An 18605-nucleotide genomic window follows, 5' to 3' on the forward strand; every position below is an offset into this window, starting at 1 on the left:
TTCCCTATGCTTGGCAAGAGAAAGGGACGGGTTTAAGCTTACCCAGTCAACGCAGTAAGAGGTTAAATGTCGTGGGTTTGATGAATCGAAACAATGACTTATCTGCTTATGTTTTTGAACGCAGTATCACCAGTGCAGTCATTCTCGCTTGTATCGATGACTTTGCTCGTCAATCTACCAAGCCAACAGTGATTGTTATGGATAAAGCCTCTATTCATACCAGTCAACTGATTCAAGAGAAATTAGAGCAGTGGAAGAACCAGCAAGTTGAGATTTTCCAGTTACCCCCTTATAGTCCCCAGTTGAACTTGATTGAAATTTTGTGGCGTTTCATGAAGTATGAGTGGATTGAACTCAATGCATATGAATCTTGGGAAAGTTTAGTCTCTTATGTTGAAAAAGTTCTTCGAGACTTTGGTTCAACTTATGTAATTAATTTTGCTTAGCTACTTATGTAATTATACTCGCACCTCCCGCTTTAACAGCAAGCTCTAATACCAAATCATCCTTGGGATCTCGCAAAAATGGTCGCCAGAGAAAGAAAATTTCATGCTTTATCCCCACTTGACAATAAAAATCAACCAAATTATCTACATCATCCAAACTCAGGTAAGAAATCTGCCCTTCTCTAGACAAAACATCTCTATATTCCATGACAAGAGGTACTGATAGATGTATGTCAAAGCATTCTGTACCAACAAGATTTAACAACTGAAATGCAAAGCCACTTCTAGATCTCAATCCAGCAACAATGACATTGGTATCAATTACAATTTGGTGCGGCATTGATAATGACCTTTAAAATTATCGAGTTACCATAAGTATTTTTCCTGTTTCAAATTTTGGTTGATTAGATAGAAATTTTCTATCTAATCAACTAAGTCGCTATGTTATAGAGAAACTATGGCTTCTGTTCAGGGAACATACACTTATCAGAATCGCAACCCGCAGGTCCCGCCTCCATCAACTCACCCGAATCATAACGCAACAAACTCGCGTAAAAATCATCAGACTTGCGACGTTCTAGCACCTCAGCGCTGAGCTTCTCATAAGTTGCCTTATCGATTGGCTCAAAGGGCAGACGAGGGAAAGTTTGTAGGTCATCAAAACGCGCCAACAGAGCCGCCGAGATATAACCCTCATCATCACGAATGGCTTCGTAAATCTTCTTCCCTAAAGGCTCGATTTCATGTTCGCGCAATTCTAAAGTTGCCGAAGTATTATGACGGGTGTAATGCTTCTGCACCTGCATATAGAAATCAAACTGTGCCATCACATCGAACTTACTGATGTCCACCATGTCCGCACCGTCAAGGTCAGCCCAAGACACGCTCACAGGAATCTCTACCAGCCATTCCGTACATCTTGGATCGAAGGGATCATTGAGCAATTGTCCATTCTCATCCTTATCCGATTGCGAAGGAATGATGCTATAGCCATAGTCCATACAAGCCCGTGCTACAGGATCTTCCTTACGGAAAGTAATCCGACGGATAAAGCGCTGTGCCTTCGGAGGATGCCATCCCGGGGAAGCACCAGTCAGTAAAGATTTTGTGCCTGCGGGTTGAGTTGTCGTGCAACGATTCGGGCGGCGTAAGCCGTGAGCATCGCAGTATTCCCAAACTGTTTGATGTACGATTTTACGCCAGCGATTGAGATATTCGGCTTCTTTCTCTTTGAAGTCTAGTCCCTGCACCGTGTCAGGACGACCTGCTTCAAACCAGCGCAACCATTCCACTCCAAAGGCATGAACGAAGAAGTCAAATAGTCCTGTAAAGGATACACCCACAATCGGGTCAACTTCACGGCTAAATTGATAGCGTTCTTCATTGAAGCGATGATTGAGCAACGCCGCAACCGACAAAGCACCTGCCTTAAAGGCTTCTTCCTGTTCTTTCTCATTACGAGGATTGAGTTGATTGAGATGCACCTCAGACAAATTGCAATGGAAGTCAGCCCCAGTTATTTCACCGCAGGGATTGAGGGCATAACGCTGTAATCTATGATCTAGCTCACGTTCAGAGACTTCGGGCTGATGATTCTTTAACCATTCTTTTCCTTCGCCTTTCACATAAGCCGCTAAGAAATCACGCTTTAGTTCGGGAGTTGTAATCAAGTCAGCATTAGAACGCGCGATCGCTTCACCTGCCCATTGAATTGCACCTTCACCTGAATAATATTGCTTACGAACTGCATCCACACATTCCTGTTCAGTTGGCTTGCGATGGAATACTCTCGTGTGGTTCGCCATTCTCAAAGCATCCCTCTCAGGATCGATTCTCCAATTACCAGCTTCATCTTGCTGCCAGAGATTATCTTTTGCGACAGAACCGAGCGCATCTTCAGAGGAGAACTGGCGCATACCTGCTGAGTTGTGTGTTAGATAGCCATCACAGTAGAAACAATGAGCTTCTTCTACTTCAATGTCGTAGGTTTGCACATAGTCTTGGCTACCCAAACCTTTGACGCTCACTGGAATATCCATGCTTACATCAGATTCGGCAATGTAACGCTCATAGTTGGAATTAACAGAGCGAGAGCCTTGGAATCCCATATCACGCATTTCGCTGTAGGTATATACTTCACGCATCATTTCGGCAGCGATCGTAAAGCCATACATCTTCAGTCCTTGACGGATTTCGCCCTTGACTGAATGTTGAGCAATAAGCGCGTTATAACGTTCTTTGAGAGCAGGGATAGTGAGATTATATTTTGCCTGCCAGTTTTCTTCCTTGGGAATAGTAATGTTAATTCTACCTGCAATACCGAGGCTTGAAAGAACAGCACTTACCTGTCTGACAAATTGGCGGTAAACAGATGTCACTAGATGTGGTGGACGATTATCGACTGCGCCATCACTATCCATTAAACCTGCTAGGTAAGCAGAACGAATGTCTGTAGATCCTTGCAAGATGAAAGATGGAACTTCTAAAACAGTATTTGGTTGTTTAATATGCTTATGGAAGTATTCAGCTAGGCGAATTGAAGAACAGACCGTTTTAGCAGTGTTTTCTCCTTTGACTACACCATGAGTAGCTGTCAAGCCAAACATGGCTAAAGCTTGATCCAATTTAGCTTGCAGCTTTTGGCAAAGCTCAGGCTGAGTGGCATTCATCGCCCACTCTACTCGTCCATAGGGCTTGTCATGTTTATTTCTCCCTAAAGCTACATAGCCATCACCATGAGTGAATCCAATCAACCAAGCAACTTCAGGAGTTAACGCGGGAATGGTTAAGGACTTAGCATTTCTGCTATTAACTGGACGTTGTTCAGTATCGTCTGCTGGTAAATGGGTGACTGTTCCTGAAAGGATTTGAGTGCTGTGCATGAGGCGATCGCCTTCATCAAGTGCCGCCACATATTTCCAACGAATGCTACCTTTAGCGTCAGACAGAACAGCAACACGATGATTAATCGTTGCTCTAGGGAAAGTAGCATTGGTTTCAATTTCTTGAACTTCTTGCATTCCCTGATCGAATTTATTCAGGACTTTCCGAAATCCCAAAGGAGTTTGAACCAAGTCGCCAACTTGCACATCTTTAATTGCCATCAATCCTTTGGATGTATGCACAAGAGCATCTTCAGGAAGACAACGACGGATGTTCCCAGCCACGATGCAAACAGCGGCTTCATCGATGAGGAGGCAGCACTCGACGGAGGTGAGTTGACGGCCGATCGCTTTATTTAAAATGCTGGCACAGCGATCATAGAGGGTAGGCAACTTGACAGGATTTGCCATACCGCCGAAGCCTTTGAGGGCTTCACCACTGGGGCGGACATCGCTGATATCAACGGTGACTTGGACAGGCTTAGCTGCATCAAACTGCTCATCGCTGCATAGTTCTAATAGTGATTGGTAGGACTTGACCCAACCTTGGCGGCTATCGCCGACCCAAAACTTGACGGCATTATGGGCATAGTCAAATTCGACTTCGGTGTTGTGGCGACGATTTTCGACAGGGGTTGCGCCGATCGCACCGATGACATTGACTTGCAACTGGTTACGAATTACGGGCAGTTGGCTAATGTATTGCGGCTCTAATACGCCGCCAGTGCCAGATCCTTGCATGGCGAGATCCATCATCAAGCCAAAAGAGCGCCAGTCGATCACATTGGTGCTAGTGCAGTTATAGGAGCCAGAGAAATTTTCGGGGCGATCGACCCATTCAGTACCACCAACCCACAACCAGCGTCCAGAGGTGAGGGACTTAAGCTGTTTCTGCATCTTGTCGATCAAGGCAACTTGTTCATCGGTCAGCTTGCCTAGTGTTTTCAAACCTGTAAGTGTGCGATCGCAAACCTCAGCCCAGCTTTCCCGCTTGTTATTGTATTTACGGCTATATGTCCTGAAAAATACAGGATAAGCGGCAGGAGCAGAGTCTGGAAACCTTACTTCTTTGGGGAGGCGGATGAGTTCTTGCACCATAAAAATGCTGTTGTATTTAACGTTTAGCTTCGTTAATACCTTAACGCATATTTAGTGTTAAAACACAAAGAAAATTTGTTTCTTACACTACTAATAGTTTTAGAATCTTATTGTTTGTGAATATGAGTCTCTAAAAGTTCGGTGGGTAGCCCATCAATGCTGTGTTGATTTTTGGCTTGCCAATATTCATAAATACCCTCTTCCCCTTTCTTTTCTGCCCATTCCTTTAATGCGGGGCGATCACCTGAAAATTCATAGAAAGGCACAGCAAAACCGCAGGAAGTTTGGACTGATTCCACTTTGACACGCACAATTTGACGAGTACCTGCGATCGCAGGAAATAGTGATAGATATTCTTGCCAAGATTCATCTCTAGGACGGATTGGCTCACCTTGACCATAGAGGCGCAAAATTAACGGTTTTTCGGTAAAACTACAGAGCATGACTGTGATTCTGGCATTTTCAAGGAGGTGGGCGACAGTTTCGCTGCCGCTGCCAGTCAAGTCAAGATAGGCGATCTCAGATTCGTTAATCACGCGCAGGGCATCCATGCCCTTGGGTGACAGATTTACACGTCCTTGATTGGGCGCAGTTGCCACAAAGAAAATATGTTGAGCCTCAATGAACGTTTGTAGCTCTGGTGTAATGCGATCGTAAAACTTTGCCATGGGGATATTTTTCTAGTGGTCTGATCAAAACCTCAGCCTTAGAATGAGATTTTGATCAGGCATTTTAGGCTAACTTTTCGGCGAACTGACGAATGCGATCGCAACCTTCACGAATCGTTTCTAAATTGGTGGCGTAGGAAAGACGGATACAGTGATCTAAACCAAAAGCAATCCCCGGAATCACAGCAACCTTGAACTCTTCGAGCAACTTATCGCAAAAATCAAGGGAAGGCATATTAAAGGATTTGATACTGGGAAATAGATAAAATGCACCGTCAGGTTTAGGACAAGTAATGCCTGAAATGGAGGTTAACAGGTCATACATGACATCACGACGTTCGGCAAACGCCTTTCGCATGGTTTCTACACATTCCTGTGAGTCATTGAGGGCTGTGACTGCGCCATATTGAGCAAAGGTGCAAATATTCGAGGTGCTATGCCCTTGAATTGTTGTTGCCGCTTTGATGATTTCAGGTGCGCCTGCCAAATAGCCAACACGCCAACCTGTCATTGAATAAGCTTTGGCAAAACCGCTACTAATTAAAGTGCGCTCGTACATAGCAGGGCTTACCGAGGCAATGCTGATATGTGATGCTCCATCATAGAGAATCTTTTCGTAAATCTCGTCGGAAACAATATAGACATGAGGATGTCGCTCTAAGACCTCTGCTAGTGCCTTAATTTCCGCAGGTGAATACACCATACCTGTGGGATTTGAGGGCGAATTAAGGACAAATAGCTTGGTTTTAGGATTAATTGCCGCTTCTAACTGCTCAGGGGTAATTTTATAGCCTGTTTCCTCGGTGGTGACGACAAAAACTGGAGTAGCATCGGCGAGTTTGACCATTTCGGGATAGCTCACCCAAAATGGGATGGGAATAATTACTTCATCCCCCTCGTCAAGCATTGCCATCATCAGGTTGTAAAGCGAGTGCTTACCACCATTGGTAACGATGATTTGATCGGGCTTGTAGGTTAATTGATTGTCGCGCAGGAGTTTGGCGGCGATCGCTTGTTTGAGTTCGGGTATACCTGAGGCGGCTGTATAGCGGGTCTTGCCTTGGTCAAGCGCGAGTTTTGCCGCAGCCTTAATGTGATCGGGCGTATCAAAGTCTGGTTCGCCAGCACTAAAGCTACAAATATCAATTCCACTAGCCTTCATCGCCTTAGCTTTTGCGTCGATCGCTAGAGTTAAGGAAGGCTGAATATTACGAAGTCGTTTTGCCAGTTGCATTTTTTCTGGAGGAGCGGAGGCAGCATTACGGGATTAGCTTCGCATTGTATCAAAGCATACTTGCTAGAGTTTGCTAGATTTTTAACAATTTAAGATTTAAACCCCAAAAGTAGTGGCAGCGCAAAGTGCTATCACTACTTTTGTCCTTACGCAAAAATAACTGGAAACCCTCATTTCATCGTAGGGACAATTCATGGATTGCCCCTACCTGTAGGCGCGAATCATTGCCTGTGTGCCTTGCTCAGAGGCTTGCCCAGCATCGAGTTGACTCACTTGTTGGAATTTTTGCATCGCTAGGGCGATCGCAGGTAAGTCTTTGGCAAAATCTGGGGTAGCTTCTTGGGTAATTGCTGAGGGATTGCGATCGCAAATTTCTTGGACAAGACGCAAATCCTTGAGCATATGTTTAATGGCAAAACCTGCCTGATAATCCCCCGTCGCCACTTTCATCCCCAAGTTTGTCAAAGCCCACGAGCCAGCCGCACCACTGCCACAGACATCGACTACAAGTTGCGGGTCAATGCCCATTTTCTGAGCCATTTGCATTGTTTCACAGAGCGCCAACATATACACAGATACTAGGGTTTGATTGCACAGCTTCACAGCTTGACCACTACCGATCTCCCCGCAATGTTTGATATTGCTGCCCATCGCCTCAAATAGGGGCAAACATTCTTGCAAATCTTCAGGATTACCACCCACCATAAAGGTCAATGTGCCATTGCGTGCGCCCACATCACCGCCCGACACTGGGGCATCCATAAATCTCAACCCATCCTCCAGCAAAGCATTGCCAATCGTCTTGGCAGCATCACTGCCGATCGTGCTGGTATCAACAAAGAGAGTATTTGCCTTGGCAGAGTTCATCGCTCCCTGCTCGCCAATCAATACCTCAGTGACATCAGGTACATCACCCAAACAGGAAAACACTACATCAGCATCATGGACTGCTTCTTGAAGAGTTTGGGCGAGGATGCCACCAGCACCAGTAAATGTCGCGATTGTGGGGCGGTCTTTAGTGCGGTTCCAGCCAATCACAGAATAGCCTCGCTTAACTAAGTTGGCAGCCATTGCCCCACCCATTACGCCCAAACCAAGAAAAGCAATCTTTTGAGTCATATCGAAAATTTATCAATTTTTATTGATCAATCTTAATCCTCGATTCACTATTTCTAGAGGATTTGAGATCGCGTTAGTTTTTAAGGAGATCATCTAATTTGCACTTGCTGTTTTTTTAATTAATGGCATTGATGACTTGCTTTACCTTCATGCAAAAAATATTTTATCAAAATCGCCCAAAAAGCCAAATTAGTGTGTTAGGGTAAATCCAAGCAGTCAAATTAGTGTGTTTGGGTATATGAGGATCGTGAACAGGCAACCATTAAATGTTGAGCTACTAACGCTCGATGATGGTACTCAAAAGATTGCTTGGGATATCAAGCAACTCCAGTCTTTATTGGGTATCAGTGATTTACTCCATCAGGAAGAGTTATCTTCAGCAGTAACTACAGGAGTTAATTCTTCTGGCATACCGACTATTGAGACGGTAATTGCAATATTAGATGAACTTGGTTTAAAGGATTTATACGAAGTTCGATATCGGAAACAGTACGCAACGATTGTTCCTAAAACCGAATCAAAGCGTCCTAAAGGTGCTTTGTATGTCGTACTACAACAGTCAGAGATTGCTCTATCGGTTCATGACAGAATTTGGACTAATAATAGGGCTAAAGTCAGTTGGAGAGATTTTGATGAATGGCATCGAGGAGAATTTGAAGAAATTAGAGAACTATATATACCAATATCAAGAAAGCTTGATTTTGAAGGCAGGCTTCTTGAATCTGGCGCAATAGGGGAACATGATGTGAAATCCTCTAGTTTTGGACAAAAAATCTACTCTCTATCCCATTCAGGTGAATCACCTTATTTTAACTTTGCCCCATTAATCCATGACATGATCGAACAAAATATTTGTCATGAGTTGAGTTTAGACCAGAGATTTCCATCAACTACTCGAATATCATTGTCTAACTACATTGAAGTAAAAGATTTTTTGTTAGATATTAGTAAAAATCTTGGACTTTTCCTGCATTCTAATGGAGAAAGACCAAATGAGTATGACGACATACCATTTTAAATAAAAAAAACTCCAAGCTAATTTATGACAAATAATTGAGCATACATACTATGTACATGAGCCAAGTTCAAGAAGGAAAATCTTTTCTTCATCAAGGGCAAATTTGCTTGATGGAATTAATTGAAGGAGTTTTGCAAGATAAAACTCAATATCGTTTATTTCCTGAAGTTTCCCTTGCACGTATAGTTCAGAAAAACGGACTAGAAGCAAGTCTCCATTATGAGTTACAGAGATTTATCAAAAGTTGTAGCTCTCTCGATATTCTGATTTGTCGCCATGAAGCCATGTTTTCTTTACCTGTAATCGCGATAGAACGCCAAAGCCCTTATCATGAATTACCTGAGAGACAAGAAGCAGATCGCAAAAAGGCAGCAATTCTTAGAAAAGCAGAACTTCCATTAATTTATGCTGACGAACCATCCAAAGGTATTGTCCGCTTTGCCAAAGCCGAGCAACCTCAAAATATTTGCTGTGAAGTGAATGTTTATCGAGGCTTAGGACGAGATCAATTACGCGATTTCTTGCTCTCAGTGATGGAAGAAAATCATGAAAAAATTTCTTAATTTAGATCTCTAGAAGTGATTTCCTGACGTGCCATAGCAGCTAGATTATCCCATTGATCATCCATTGTCGAAGCAAAACGAATCTTCCAAGCTCGTTCATCTTCCATTTCCGCAAGAAAACGGGTTGCGATCGCATCTTGTTCCTCAGCAGGAAGTATTTTTAATTGCTCAATCACACGTTCAAGTAATTCAGTCATAGCTTAGACCTCTTGTTATTGAAGAATTACAATACATCCATTATTACCTTGATTCAATTCTTTTGCCTAGTTCTTATTCACGAAGGTAAACCGAGCATCTTGAGTCAACTTACCTCAAACCTCACATTCATACCCGCACGAGCCAACATCATCACCAACTTATCAATACTAAACCTCTCAATATCACCATTCATCAAGTCGCTAATCCGAGGTTGAGTTTCACCAAAAAACAAAGCAGCTTGCTTTTGCGTCCATCCTTGCGACTGAATAAACCGCTTAATATTCAACATCAAGTCAGCGCGAATTTTAAGATTGAGAGTCTCCTCAGGTGCAAAACCTAAATCTTCAAATACATTCGCACCACCTTGAATAGCTTCAGGAACTTGATTTTGGCTCATTTGTTTGTTGCTAGATTTTTTGAGTTTCATCTAATATACCTTATTTGGCATATCTACGATCGCTTGTGTAGTGAAAGTGTGGATATTTTAGGCGATCGCTTTATGATTGAGATTAGGTGGGATTTTTAATCACTTTTCTTTTCTCTTTTTTGCCGCACAAAAGACCGAAATTCATCCATTGTCACTTGTGCTAACCACTGATGACGTTCCTTAGTATAGTCTCCAGAACCAGACTCAAACCTTAGCAAAAATCTTGCAGCCCCTGCATAGCCCAATTCTCGAATTAGAGCTTGATATCCACGTCTCGAAATCTCACTAGCTTTCATCATTCAGCCTCCTAAATTAACTCTTGATTTTCCATTAACCAAGTTACTGGATTAAAAACTTTAACCTTAATATCATCAGCATAGCTTATTGCTTTCCTGAGTAGGCGATCATCCGTTGTCAAAAAAACAGTTGCCTCTGAAGCTTCCGCAAATGCTAAATGTAAAGCATCATACAGAGTAAAACCTAGTTTGCAAAAGTTCTCTGCTCTATGCTCAATATTTTCATTAGTCTCAACAAAAGTCTTTGCAGCACCTAAAAAAGCAAAAATTTGTTCGCGTCCCTCAACGCTAGGAATCTTCTGTAACTCGAACTCTAGCGCATCACTACTAATTAAAGACATTTCTCCGCGATCGCAACATTCTAGAATCGTTACAACTGCTTCAGTCTCTAATCGAACTCGATATTGCGAAGGATCATCCAAAAGCCGACAGAAACAGCAAGCATCCAGATAAACAGATGGAGATTTATTCATAACACCTCAATTTTCACATTCATACCTGCATGAGCCAACATCATCACCAACTTATCAATACTAAACCTCTCAATATCACCATTGATCAAATCGCTAATCCGAGGTTGAGTTTCACAAAAAAACAAAGCGGCTTGCTTTTGCGTCCATCCTTGAGACTGAATAAATCGTTTAATATTTAACATCAAGTCAGCCTAAATTTTGAGATTGAGAGCCTTTTCATCTACTTGCGATCGCAATTTTTTAAAACTGTCACAACTGCTTCAGACCTATAAAAAATGACAAAGCAGAAAATGGCTTAGCCATTTTCTGCTTTTAAAAATTAGATTTGGATTTTAATTCACGCAAGTATTTGCACACTTACATGAATTGAAATTACTGATACTCTTATACGTTAACTTCAGCAGGTTTAACTTGAGATAGCAAACCAGTCAAGAATTCTCCTTCAATCACTTCTGTTTCTAAAAGCTTCTCAGAGATCGACTCTAGCAAATCACGATTGGCATTGAGAATCGCTAGCGCCTTGGCATGGGCATTTTCAACAATGGTTTTGATTTCCTTGTCAATCGCTTCCGAAGTCGCAGGGCTGACATTACGTGCCATTTCCATACCGCCAAGGAATTGATTTTGTTGCTTTTGGTAGGCAAGGGGGCCCAAAACTTCGCTCATGCCGTAGCTAGTCACCATCTTATCCGCGAGATCGGTAGCACGTTGGAGGTCATTCGATGCACCTGTAGTAATGCTGCCAAAGATGATTTCTTCTGCCGATCGCCCACCTAATAAAGTCGCGATTTGGGCTTCGATTTCTTCTTTGCTCAACAGGAAGCGATCTTCGGTTGGGAGTTGCAATGTGTAGCCGAGAGCTGCCATGCCGCGAGGCACGATCGAGATTTTCTCAACTTTGCCGCTACTGGAGTTAAGCGCTCCGACTAGGGCATGACCAACTTCGTGATAGGCAACAATTCGCTTTTCATTCTCATTGAGAACACGGCTCTTCTTCTCTAGACCCGCAACAACACGCTCAACGGCTTCAGCGAAGTCTTCGAGTAAAACAGTTTCGCGTCCAGCACGAGCTGCAAGTAGCGCCGCTTCATTCACGAGGTTAGCAAGGTCAGCACCCGCAAAACCTGAAGTACGAGTAGCGATTGTCTCTAGGTCAACACTCTTATCGAGGGTGACTTTCGCAGCGTGAATTTTGAGAATTGCTAAGCGTCCACTCTTGTCAGGGCGATCGACTAAGACTTGGCGATCGAAACGACCTGGACGTAATAGTGCTTGGTCAAGGGTTTCAGGACGGTTAGTTGCAGCGAGAACGATTACTGTCGTTCCATCAACACCAAAGCCATCCATTTCCGTGAGCAATTGGTTGAGGGTTTGTTCGCGTTCATCGTTACCGCCGTACATACCACCGCTAGAACGTGCCTTACCGATCGCATCAAGTTCATCGATAAAGATGATACAAGGCGATTGTTTTTTGGCTTGCTCGAACAAATCACGAACACGGGAAGAACCGACACCAACAAAGAGTTCTACAAATTCCGAACCAGAGATACTGAAGAAAGGAACACCTGCTTCACCAGCGACGGCTTTGGCGAGCAGAGTTTTACCTGTTCCGGGAGGGCCCACAAGCAATACGCCCTTAGGAATCTTTGCGCCGATCTTGGTGTACTTCTCTGGAGTTTTGAGGAACTGGACAATTTCTTGTAGTTCTTGCTTGGCTTCATCAACACCAGCGACATCGACAAACATCGTTTTAGTCGCTTCACCTTCGACATAGACCTTTGCTTTGCTCTTGCCAATCTGCAAACCACCAGGAGCGCCACCGCCACCGTTACGGCTGAACAGTTGGAAAATACCGACAAAGATTAATGGGGGAATTACCCAGCTAAGTAATGTGCCGACCCAGCCTGATTTCTGCACAGGTGCGGCGGCAAATTCGACACCACTTTTTTCAAGTCTTTCTGGCAAATTTAGGTCAAAAATTGGTGTGGTGGAGATGACATCGCCAGGGATGTCAGGGGTGACACCCTTTAATTGGTAGGTGATTTGGTCCTGTCCGATGTATACCCTTGCGACGTTACCTTCTTCAATTTCATGGACGAAGAGGCTATAGGGAACTCGCGCCATGGGTGGTGCGAACAGATTGGGGAGAAAGATGTTTATTATGAGCAATCCTGCGCCGATCAGCAATAGAACATTGCCGATTAAGCGAGAGCGGGATCGCTTGGGGTCTTCTTTTTTGACAGCCATTTTATTAAATGCAATGTGCAAGTTGCGATTTGTTACTGAAGTCATTATAGAAATGATGGTTGGCAGATGCTAGACGGCAAACGTAGGGATAGCCGCCTGTATCGTTAGGAAGATAAAACGTAAAAAACACCGCATTGTGGCGCTTTTTGGCGCAAGCTCTCACTACTTAACATAACTTTGCTTGACATTATATATAGGTATAAGGTCTAGGATGCTGTGATTAAGTTTCGTGAGTAAATGCCGATGACTAGTCACTTAGCTACCCGTCTACGCGAAGGCACACAGAAGTCCCATACTGTCGCCGAGAATACTGCATTTATGAAATGTTTTCTCAAGGGCATTGTGGAGATTGTCCCATTCAAGAAATTATTAGCAAATCTCTATTTGGTTTACAGTACGCTGGAAGCGGAGTTACAACGCCATGCCCAGCATCCTATTCTTGGGCAAATGTATTTTCCAGAATTAGATCGCAAGGCTAGCTTAGAGCAAGATTTGGCTTATTACTATGATGAGGATTGGCGATCGCAAATTGAGCCACTCAAAGCAGGGCAAGTATATGTCGATCGTCTGATTGAGCTTTCTGAAAAAGATCCCATCTGTTTAATTGCCCATTCCTATACGCGCTATATGGGTGATTTGTCGGGTGGACAGGCTCTCAAGCATATTATTCGCTCTGCCTTGGATTTGCCTAGCGGTTGCGGCACGACTTTTTATGAGTTTGATCAACTGCCTACAATTGAAGATAAGAAGTCATTTAAAGAGAAGTATCGTCACACATTAGATGCTTTGGATATCGATGAGGAGACAATATCGCGAATTGTGGAAGAGGCAAATTATGCCTTTGCGCTCAATCGGAATGTGGTGGATGAGTTGGAAGCCGATGTGAGGGCTGTTCTCGATCCCCATGTTTTTGAATTGTTGACGAAGCAAGACCGCGTTGGTAGTACAGAGCATCACCGTCACGCCGCCTAGAAGTTATCCGAAAGTACAAAATGGCTACGCCATTTTGTACTTTTAAAATCCTTACTAGAGTAGAAGTTTCTACAACCCTCACCCCTAGCCCCTCTCCCTAAAGGCGAGGAGAACAACAAAATATTAGGATTTGCTCTCCATCGCCTGCGGCAGAGGGGCTGGGGGGTGAGGGTTCCAAGTAATACCAGTTACATATTAAAAAACAACTTTAAAATCAAGAGATTGAATGGATGACCACAGCAGTACAGACAGTAAAATTTGATATTGATTTATTACATAAGTACAACCAGCCTGTACCACGCTATACCAGCTATCCTCCTGCTACTGAGCTAAGCGAAAATTTCGATGAGATGGATTTTCGTGGGGCAATCGCGGCGGGTAATTTACAAAAAACACCTCTATCTCTGTATGCTCATATTCCCTTTTGTGATGCTCCCTGTTATTTCTGCGGCTGTAACACGGTAATTAGCACCCGCAAAGAAATTGCTGAGCCATATTTAGGTTATTTAATGCGGCACATTGAGCAGGTGGCGGCGACGGTAGATTGTGATCGCAAAGTGCATCAGATGCATTGGGGCGGTGGTACTCCCAATTATTTTTCCTTTGAGCAAGTGGAAAGATTATGGAATTGCTTACAAGAGCATTTCAGCTTTGATGCAGATGCAGAGATTTCCATTGAGGTCAATCCGCGATCACTAACTCAGGAATACTTACAAGGCTTACGCAATCTAGGCTTTAACCGCATTAGCTTTGGGATTCAAGACTTTAATCCTCAAGTACAGGAAGCAGTCAATCGAATTCAGCCCGAAGAGATGCTCTTTGAAGGAATGTGCTGGATGCGCGAGGTGGGTTTTGAAGGTGTGAATGTCGATCTCATTTATGGATTGCCCTATCAAACGCTTGCAACATTCCGCGAAACCCTTGCTAAAACCATTGCCCTTGATCCCGATCGCATTGCCGTTTTTAACTTCGCCTATGTGCCTTGGCTCAAGCCATTGCAAAAGAAGAAGATTGATCCCAATACTTTGCCTTCCCCAGAGGAAAAGTTGCAAATTATGCAAATGACGATTGAAACTTTAACCAAGCATGGTTATGTGTTTATCGGGATGGATCACTTTGCCAAACCGAATGATGAACTGGCAATCGCCCAACGTGAGGGAAGGTTGCACCGTAACTTTCAGGGATACACCACCAAGCCTGAATCTGATCTGTTGGGCTTTGGCATGACCTCGATTAGTATGCTGCAAAATGTCTATACCCAAAACCATAAGGGTTTACAGGACTTTTATCGGGCGATTGATGCCAATAAATTACCCATTGAGCGCGGCGTGAAACTCAATGCCGATGACATTTTGCGCCGTTCCGTAATTATGGAACTGATGTGTCAATTTGCACTCTCTCAGAGCGAGATCGAATCAAAATATCATCTAACTTGCGATCGCGATTTTGGTAAATACTTTGCATCGGAACGATCAAAACTGCGCCAGTTAGAAGCCGATGGGTTGATTGAGATCGACCCAGACCACATTGAGGTCACACCAGCAGGAAGATTATTAATCCGCAATATTGCCTCCGTGTTTGACTCATACCTCACTAAAAATGACAATGGCAAGTTTTCTAAATCCATTTAGTCGCTAGTTAGTTACTAGCAATTTACCTTTGTCTCGCGCCCAACCACGCTCTCTACATTTTGCATACTGCCATGATTTTGACATTAACTCGACCGATCGCTTGCTGGCAAAAAGAATATGAAACTGGTCATGCATTTATCGATGAGCAGCATCAATCACTATTTGAAATTGTGAATACACTCCATGAAGCAGTGATCAATCGTGAAGAAGTGGACACATTGCAGCGGCTCATGGATGGCTTTGCTCGGCATACCGTTGATCATTTTCAGCAAGAGGAAGCTTTGATGTTGATGGTGCATTATCCCGACTATGCCAGACATAAACAAACCCATGATTTGCTGCTCTCGAAAATGAATAGTTTGCTCCAAAAGCTGCGCGCTCAGCATGTGGAGATGACCGTTGATATCACTCAATTCATTAGCGAATGGCTGACTCACCACATCAAGGGTGAGGACCGCAAAATGACTCAGTTTTTGCAGCAAATCCAAGAACTACCTATCTCTTGCAATTAAATGTTTACGCCCTCACCCCTAGCCCCTCTCCCTAGGGCTACCGTGTACACACAAGTCATAAAACCCAGTCAAGTCAACAATTAATCGCCCCCTAGCCCCCAATTCTGGGGGAACAAGAAAATAAAATTCTTTCAAAGTCCCCCAGAATTGGGGGATTTAGGGGGCTTAGATCAATCGAAACGTAGACAGTTAGACTTGTGTGTACACGTTAGCTCCCTAGGGAGAAGAGGGTTCCAATCTCTCAATTTAAAAATATCTATATCTGAATTAAAACTATGGTTTCCATTTCTTCCCGTCCAGAACCAGAGCTACTCCGTGAAGGTATCAAAATTCCTGTTAAAGAAACTCTTTTAACTCCTCGCTTTTACACTACAGACTACGATGCCGTTGCCAAGATGGATATTTCATCACAGCAAGCGGAAATGGAAGCCGTGGTCGAAGAACTCCGCACCGATTACAATCGCTACCATTACAAACGAGACAAGTCCTTTGAGCAATCTTGGGATCACATTGACCCAGAAACTCGCGCCGCCTTTATTGACTTTCTAGAGCGCTCTTGCACCTCCGAATTTTCAGGCTTTCTGCTATTTAAAGAACTCTCACGCCAACTGCAAGGTCGCAGCCCACTCCTCGCCGAAGCCTTTAACCTAATGGCAAGGGATGAAGCCCGTCATGCAGGATTTCTGAACAAGGCAATGAAGGACTTTAAGCTATCTTTGGACTTGGTGAACATGACCAAAAAACGCAGCTATACCTTCTTTAAACCAGAGTGGGTGATCTATTCGGTGTACCTATCGGAAAAGATTGGCTACTGGCGCTATATTCTGGTGCATTATCATTTAAAGGATCATCCCGAAAATCAGTTCTATCCGCTTTTCAAATACTTTGAAAGCTGGTGTCAAGACGAAAACCGTCACGGTGATTTCTTTAAGGTGCTTTTGCGATCGCAACCACAGCTATGGGGTACATGGCAAGCCAAACTCTGGGCACGATTTTTCTTACTGACGGTATTTGCCACCCACACCCTCACCGTATTTGAGCGCGAAGATTTTTATCAATCAATTGGGTTAGATGCGCGTGAATATAACAAGCAAGTGGTGATCAATACTAATCACACTGCCCTCAGTGCATTTCCTGAAGTTCTCGATACTAGTCATCCCGACTTTTTCCCAAGGTTAGAAAAGTGCGCCGATTACAATTTTCAACTAATGGCTATTGACAAGAGTAATCTGCCTAAATTTGCAAAGAATTTACAGAAACTCCCCCTATTCATCGCGATCTTCTGGCAATTGTTGTTAATATATTTAAACGGGGCTGTTGATGCTGAATCACAGCGTAGGGAGGTGAAGTAGGTCTATGTAAATTGACTACTGTTTGGACTTGATAGATCCAAATCAATTTCTGATATTCATTTTAACTGCTACATTTCTTTCAAGATTTGTAGCAGTTTTTTTTGTGAACAGCAACGCTATATCAGTAATTTGCATCTGCTTATACATAGCTAAACCCCCTGTTGCTATAATGATTATCGGGGTGGAATAAAAACTAATCATAAATTTTTAAAGAATACTTGATGAGTCATCTTTACAGGTATTAAATTATGACTATGGTTTTAGTATTTTAGAGTTTCAACGATTGTTGCAAAATATAAGTTGAATGAAATAAATATTATATAAATCAAAGCTATGTCAATCATAGATTCATGCTTATCTTCTGATGTATTTATGATTTTATTAATCAATTTTGCATAGTTTTTTAGGCTCAGGGTAAATATTCTTGAACACAGCTAAGCTCAAATTATCAGAATTGCAATCGGCAATTATTCGCAACCCCATCACTGTCAGTCCAACGACGGTAGTTAGTGATGCGATCGCAAAAATGGTAAAGGAGCGATCGCAATGTCATCTAGATCATCAGGGGGCAATCACTGGCTATGAGTCAGGGGTGAGCTGTGTCTTAGTCATCGAGAACCAAAAGTTAGTCGGCATCCTCACCGAGCGCGACATTGTGCGTTTAATTAGCCAATCAACTGCCCTCGATCATCTGCCCATCCGTGAGGTAATGACCCATCCCGTCATCACCCTCCGAGAGTCAGCTTTCACGGATTTACTATCCGCAATTCACGTACTGCAAAATCACCATATTCGCAATTTGCCACTGGTAGACGATCAAGATCGGCTCACAGGGCTACTCACCCACGAAAGCCTGCGGCATACCCTCCGTCCCTTCGATCTCCTCCGCTTGCGGCTAGTATCTGAGGTAATGAGTACATCGGTAACTTGTGCCCCACCCGATCGCTCGATGATGGCAATTGCTCAACAAATGGCAGCAGAAAAGGTTAGCTGCGTTGTGATTGTCGAGCCAATGCACAACGATCCATCCTTGCAGATTCCCATCGGGATTTTGACCGAACGGGATATCGTCCAGTTTCAGTCTTTAGAGCTAGAACTCAAAAATTGCACTGCCAAAATAGGCATGAGTAAACCTATATTTGGGGTTAGTGCCGATGCTTCGCTGTGGCAAGTCCAACAAATTATGGAGCAACGCCTAATTCGTCGCCTAATTGTGACAGGTACACAGGGAGAACTGGTAGGCATCGTCACCCAAAGCAGTTTATTGAAGGTTTTCAATCCCCTAGAGCTATATAGCCTCACAGAGATTTTGGAAGCAAAAGTCGCCTATTTAGAATCAGAAAAGGCGGCGCTTCTGCAAAATCAGAATATAGAACCCATTTGGTATCTTAGGAAGAGTAATGAAAGGGATCAAACATGGGATATAGCAGTAGCCTAAGCGATAAAGAGTGGGAGATTATTGAACCTCT

19 protein-coding genes are annotated in these 18605 nt (G+C 43.4%); 8 read left to right on the forward strand and 11 right to left on the reverse strand.

Going from position 1 to position 18605, the window contains the following annotated elements:
- The coding region (locus H6F41_RS16870) for an IS630 family transposase (RefSeq protein ID WP_190401965.1) at positions 1–446 on the forward strand (446 nt) is incomplete at its 5' end.
- Positions 447–450: 4 nt separating this feature from the next.
- Here the strand turns inward: H6F41_RS16870 and H6F41_RS16875 are convergent.
- The 5 genes from H6F41_RS16875 to H6F41_RS16895 all read right to left on the reverse strand — a co-directional run bounded on the left by H6F41_RS16875 (position 451) and on the right by H6F41_RS16895 (position 7447).
- Complete coding sequence (locus H6F41_RS16875; RefSeq protein ID WP_190404635.1) at positions 451–786, reverse strand: putative toxin-antitoxin system toxin component, PIN family; 336 nt, start codon at positions 784–786, stop codon at positions 451–453.
- 115 nt (positions 787–901) lie between these two features.
- Positions 902–4426: a ribonucleoside-triphosphate reductase, adenosylcobalamin-dependent gene (gene nrdJ / locus H6F41_RS16880; protein WP_190404636.1), complete on the reverse strand. Its 3525-nt coding sequence runs from the start codon at positions 4424–4426 to the stop codon at positions 902–904.
- 107 nt (positions 4427–4533) lie between these two features.
- Positions 4534–5094 (reverse strand): pyridoxamine 5'-phosphate oxidase family protein, encoded by a 561-nt coding sequence (locus H6F41_RS16885; RefSeq protein WP_190404637.1) that lies wholly within the window; start codon positions 5092–5094, stop codon positions 4534–4536.
- A 64-nt stretch (positions 5095–5158) separates the two neighbouring features.
- On the reverse strand, positions 5159–6328 hold the full coding sequence (locus tag H6F41_RS16890; protein ID WP_190404638.1) for a pyridoxal phosphate-dependent aminotransferase: 1170 nt from the start codon (positions 6326–6328) through the stop codon (positions 5159–5161).
- A gap of 204 nt (positions 6329–6532) precedes the next feature.
- Positions 6533–7447 carry an NAD(P)-dependent oxidoreductase gene (locus H6F41_RS16895; RefSeq protein ID WP_190404639.1) on the reverse strand — a complete coding sequence of 305 codons (915 nt, stop codon included), beginning with the start codon at positions 7445–7447 and terminating at the stop codon, positions 6533–6535.
- Between the two features lie 247 nt (positions 7448–7694).
- Between H6F41_RS16895 and H6F41_RS16900 the strand changes: the two genes are divergently transcribed.
- Both H6F41_RS16900 and H6F41_RS16905 read left to right on the forward strand, forming a co-directional pair.
- Positions 7695–8465, forward strand: coding sequence for a hypothetical protein (locus H6F41_RS16900; RefSeq protein WP_190404640.1), 771 nt, complete (start codon positions 7695–7697; stop codon positions 8463–8465).
- 56 nt (positions 8466–8521) lie between these two features.
- Positions 8522–9028 (forward strand): DUF2726 domain-containing protein, encoded by a 507-nt coding sequence (locus H6F41_RS16905; RefSeq protein ID WP_190404641.1) that lies wholly within the window; start codon positions 8522–8524, stop codon positions 9026–9028.
- Here H6F41_RS16905 and H6F41_RS16910 read toward each other — a convergent pair.
- The 6 genes from H6F41_RS16910 to ftsH all read right to left on the reverse strand — a co-directional run bounded on the left by H6F41_RS16910 (position 9025) and on the right by ftsH (position 12669).
- On the reverse strand, positions 9025–9225 hold the full coding sequence (locus tag H6F41_RS16910; protein WP_190404642.1) for a hypothetical protein: 201 nt from the start codon (positions 9223–9225) through the stop codon (positions 9025–9027). The genes H6F41_RS16905 and H6F41_RS16910 overlap by 4 nt on opposite strands.
- Before the next feature lie 104 nt (positions 9226–9329).
- On the reverse strand, positions 9330–9623 hold the full coding sequence (locus H6F41_RS16915) for a helix-turn-helix domain-containing protein (protein ID WP_190404651.1): 294 nt from the start codon (positions 9621–9623) through the stop codon (positions 9330–9332).
- A 125-nt stretch (positions 9624–9748) separates the two neighbouring features.
- Positions 9749–9949, reverse strand: coding sequence for a hypothetical protein (locus H6F41_RS16920; protein ID WP_190404652.1), 201 nt, complete (start codon positions 9947–9949; stop codon positions 9749–9751).
- An 11-nt stretch (positions 9950–9960) separates the two neighbouring features.
- A complete protein-coding gene (locus H6F41_RS16925; protein ID WP_190404643.1) occupies positions 9961–10422 on the reverse strand; it encodes a type II toxin-antitoxin system VapC family toxin in 462 nt (153 codons plus the stop codon).
- The gene (locus H6F41_RS16930; RefSeq protein WP_190404644.1) at positions 10419–10604 is read right to left on the reverse strand and encodes a helix-turn-helix domain-containing protein; all 186 of its coding nucleotides are present in this window, start codon (positions 10602–10604) and stop codon (positions 10419–10421) included. Before H6F41_RS16930 ends, H6F41_RS16925 begins: the two co-directional genes overlap by 4 nt.
- A 202-nt stretch (positions 10605–10806) precedes the next feature.
- Positions 10807–12669 carry an ATP-dependent zinc metalloprotease FtsH gene (gene ftsH, locus H6F41_RS16935; protein WP_190404645.1) on the reverse strand — a complete coding sequence of 621 codons (1863 nt, stop codon included), beginning with the start codon at positions 12667–12669 and terminating at the stop codon, positions 10807–10809.
- Positions 12670–12912: 243 nt separating this feature from the next.
- Between ftsH and H6F41_RS16940 the strand changes: the two genes are divergently transcribed.
- From H6F41_RS16940 to H6F41_RS16960, 5 genes are all read left to right on the forward strand, one after another.
- Positions 12913–13641, forward strand: coding sequence for a biliverdin-producing heme oxygenase (locus tag H6F41_RS16940; protein ID WP_190404646.1), 729 nt, complete (start codon positions 12913–12915; stop codon positions 13639–13641).
- Positions 13642–13871: 230 nt separating this feature from the next.
- On the forward strand, positions 13872–15272 hold the full coding sequence (hemN, locus tag H6F41_RS16945; RefSeq protein ID WP_190404647.1) for an oxygen-independent coproporphyrinogen III oxidase: 1401 nt from the start codon (positions 13872–13874) through the stop codon (positions 15270–15272).
- A gap of 71 nt (positions 15273–15343) precedes the next feature.
- Positions 15344–15784, forward strand: a complete 441-nt coding sequence (locus H6F41_RS16950; protein WP_190404648.1) for a bacteriohemerythrin — start codon at positions 15344–15346, stop codon at positions 15782–15784.
- 275 nt (positions 15785–16059) lie between these two features.
- Positions 16060–17136, forward strand: coding sequence for a magnesium-protoporphyrin IX monomethyl ester (oxidative) cyclase (acsF, locus tag H6F41_RS16955; RefSeq protein WP_190404649.1), 1077 nt, complete (start codon positions 16060–16062; stop codon positions 17134–17136).
- A 424-nt stretch (positions 17137–17560) separates the two neighbouring features.
- The gene (locus H6F41_RS16960) at positions 17561–18574 is read left to right on the forward strand and encodes a CBS domain-containing protein (protein ID WP_190404650.1); all 1014 of its coding nucleotides are present in this window, start codon (positions 17561–17563) and stop codon (positions 18572–18574) included.
- The last annotated feature ends 31 nt before the right edge of the window (positions 18575–18605 follow it).

This window comes from Pseudanabaena mucicola FACHB-723 (assembly GCF_014696385.1).
Taxonomy (GTDB): Bacteria; Cyanobacteriota; Cyanobacteriia; order Pseudanabaenales; family Pseudanabaenaceae; genus Pseudanabaena.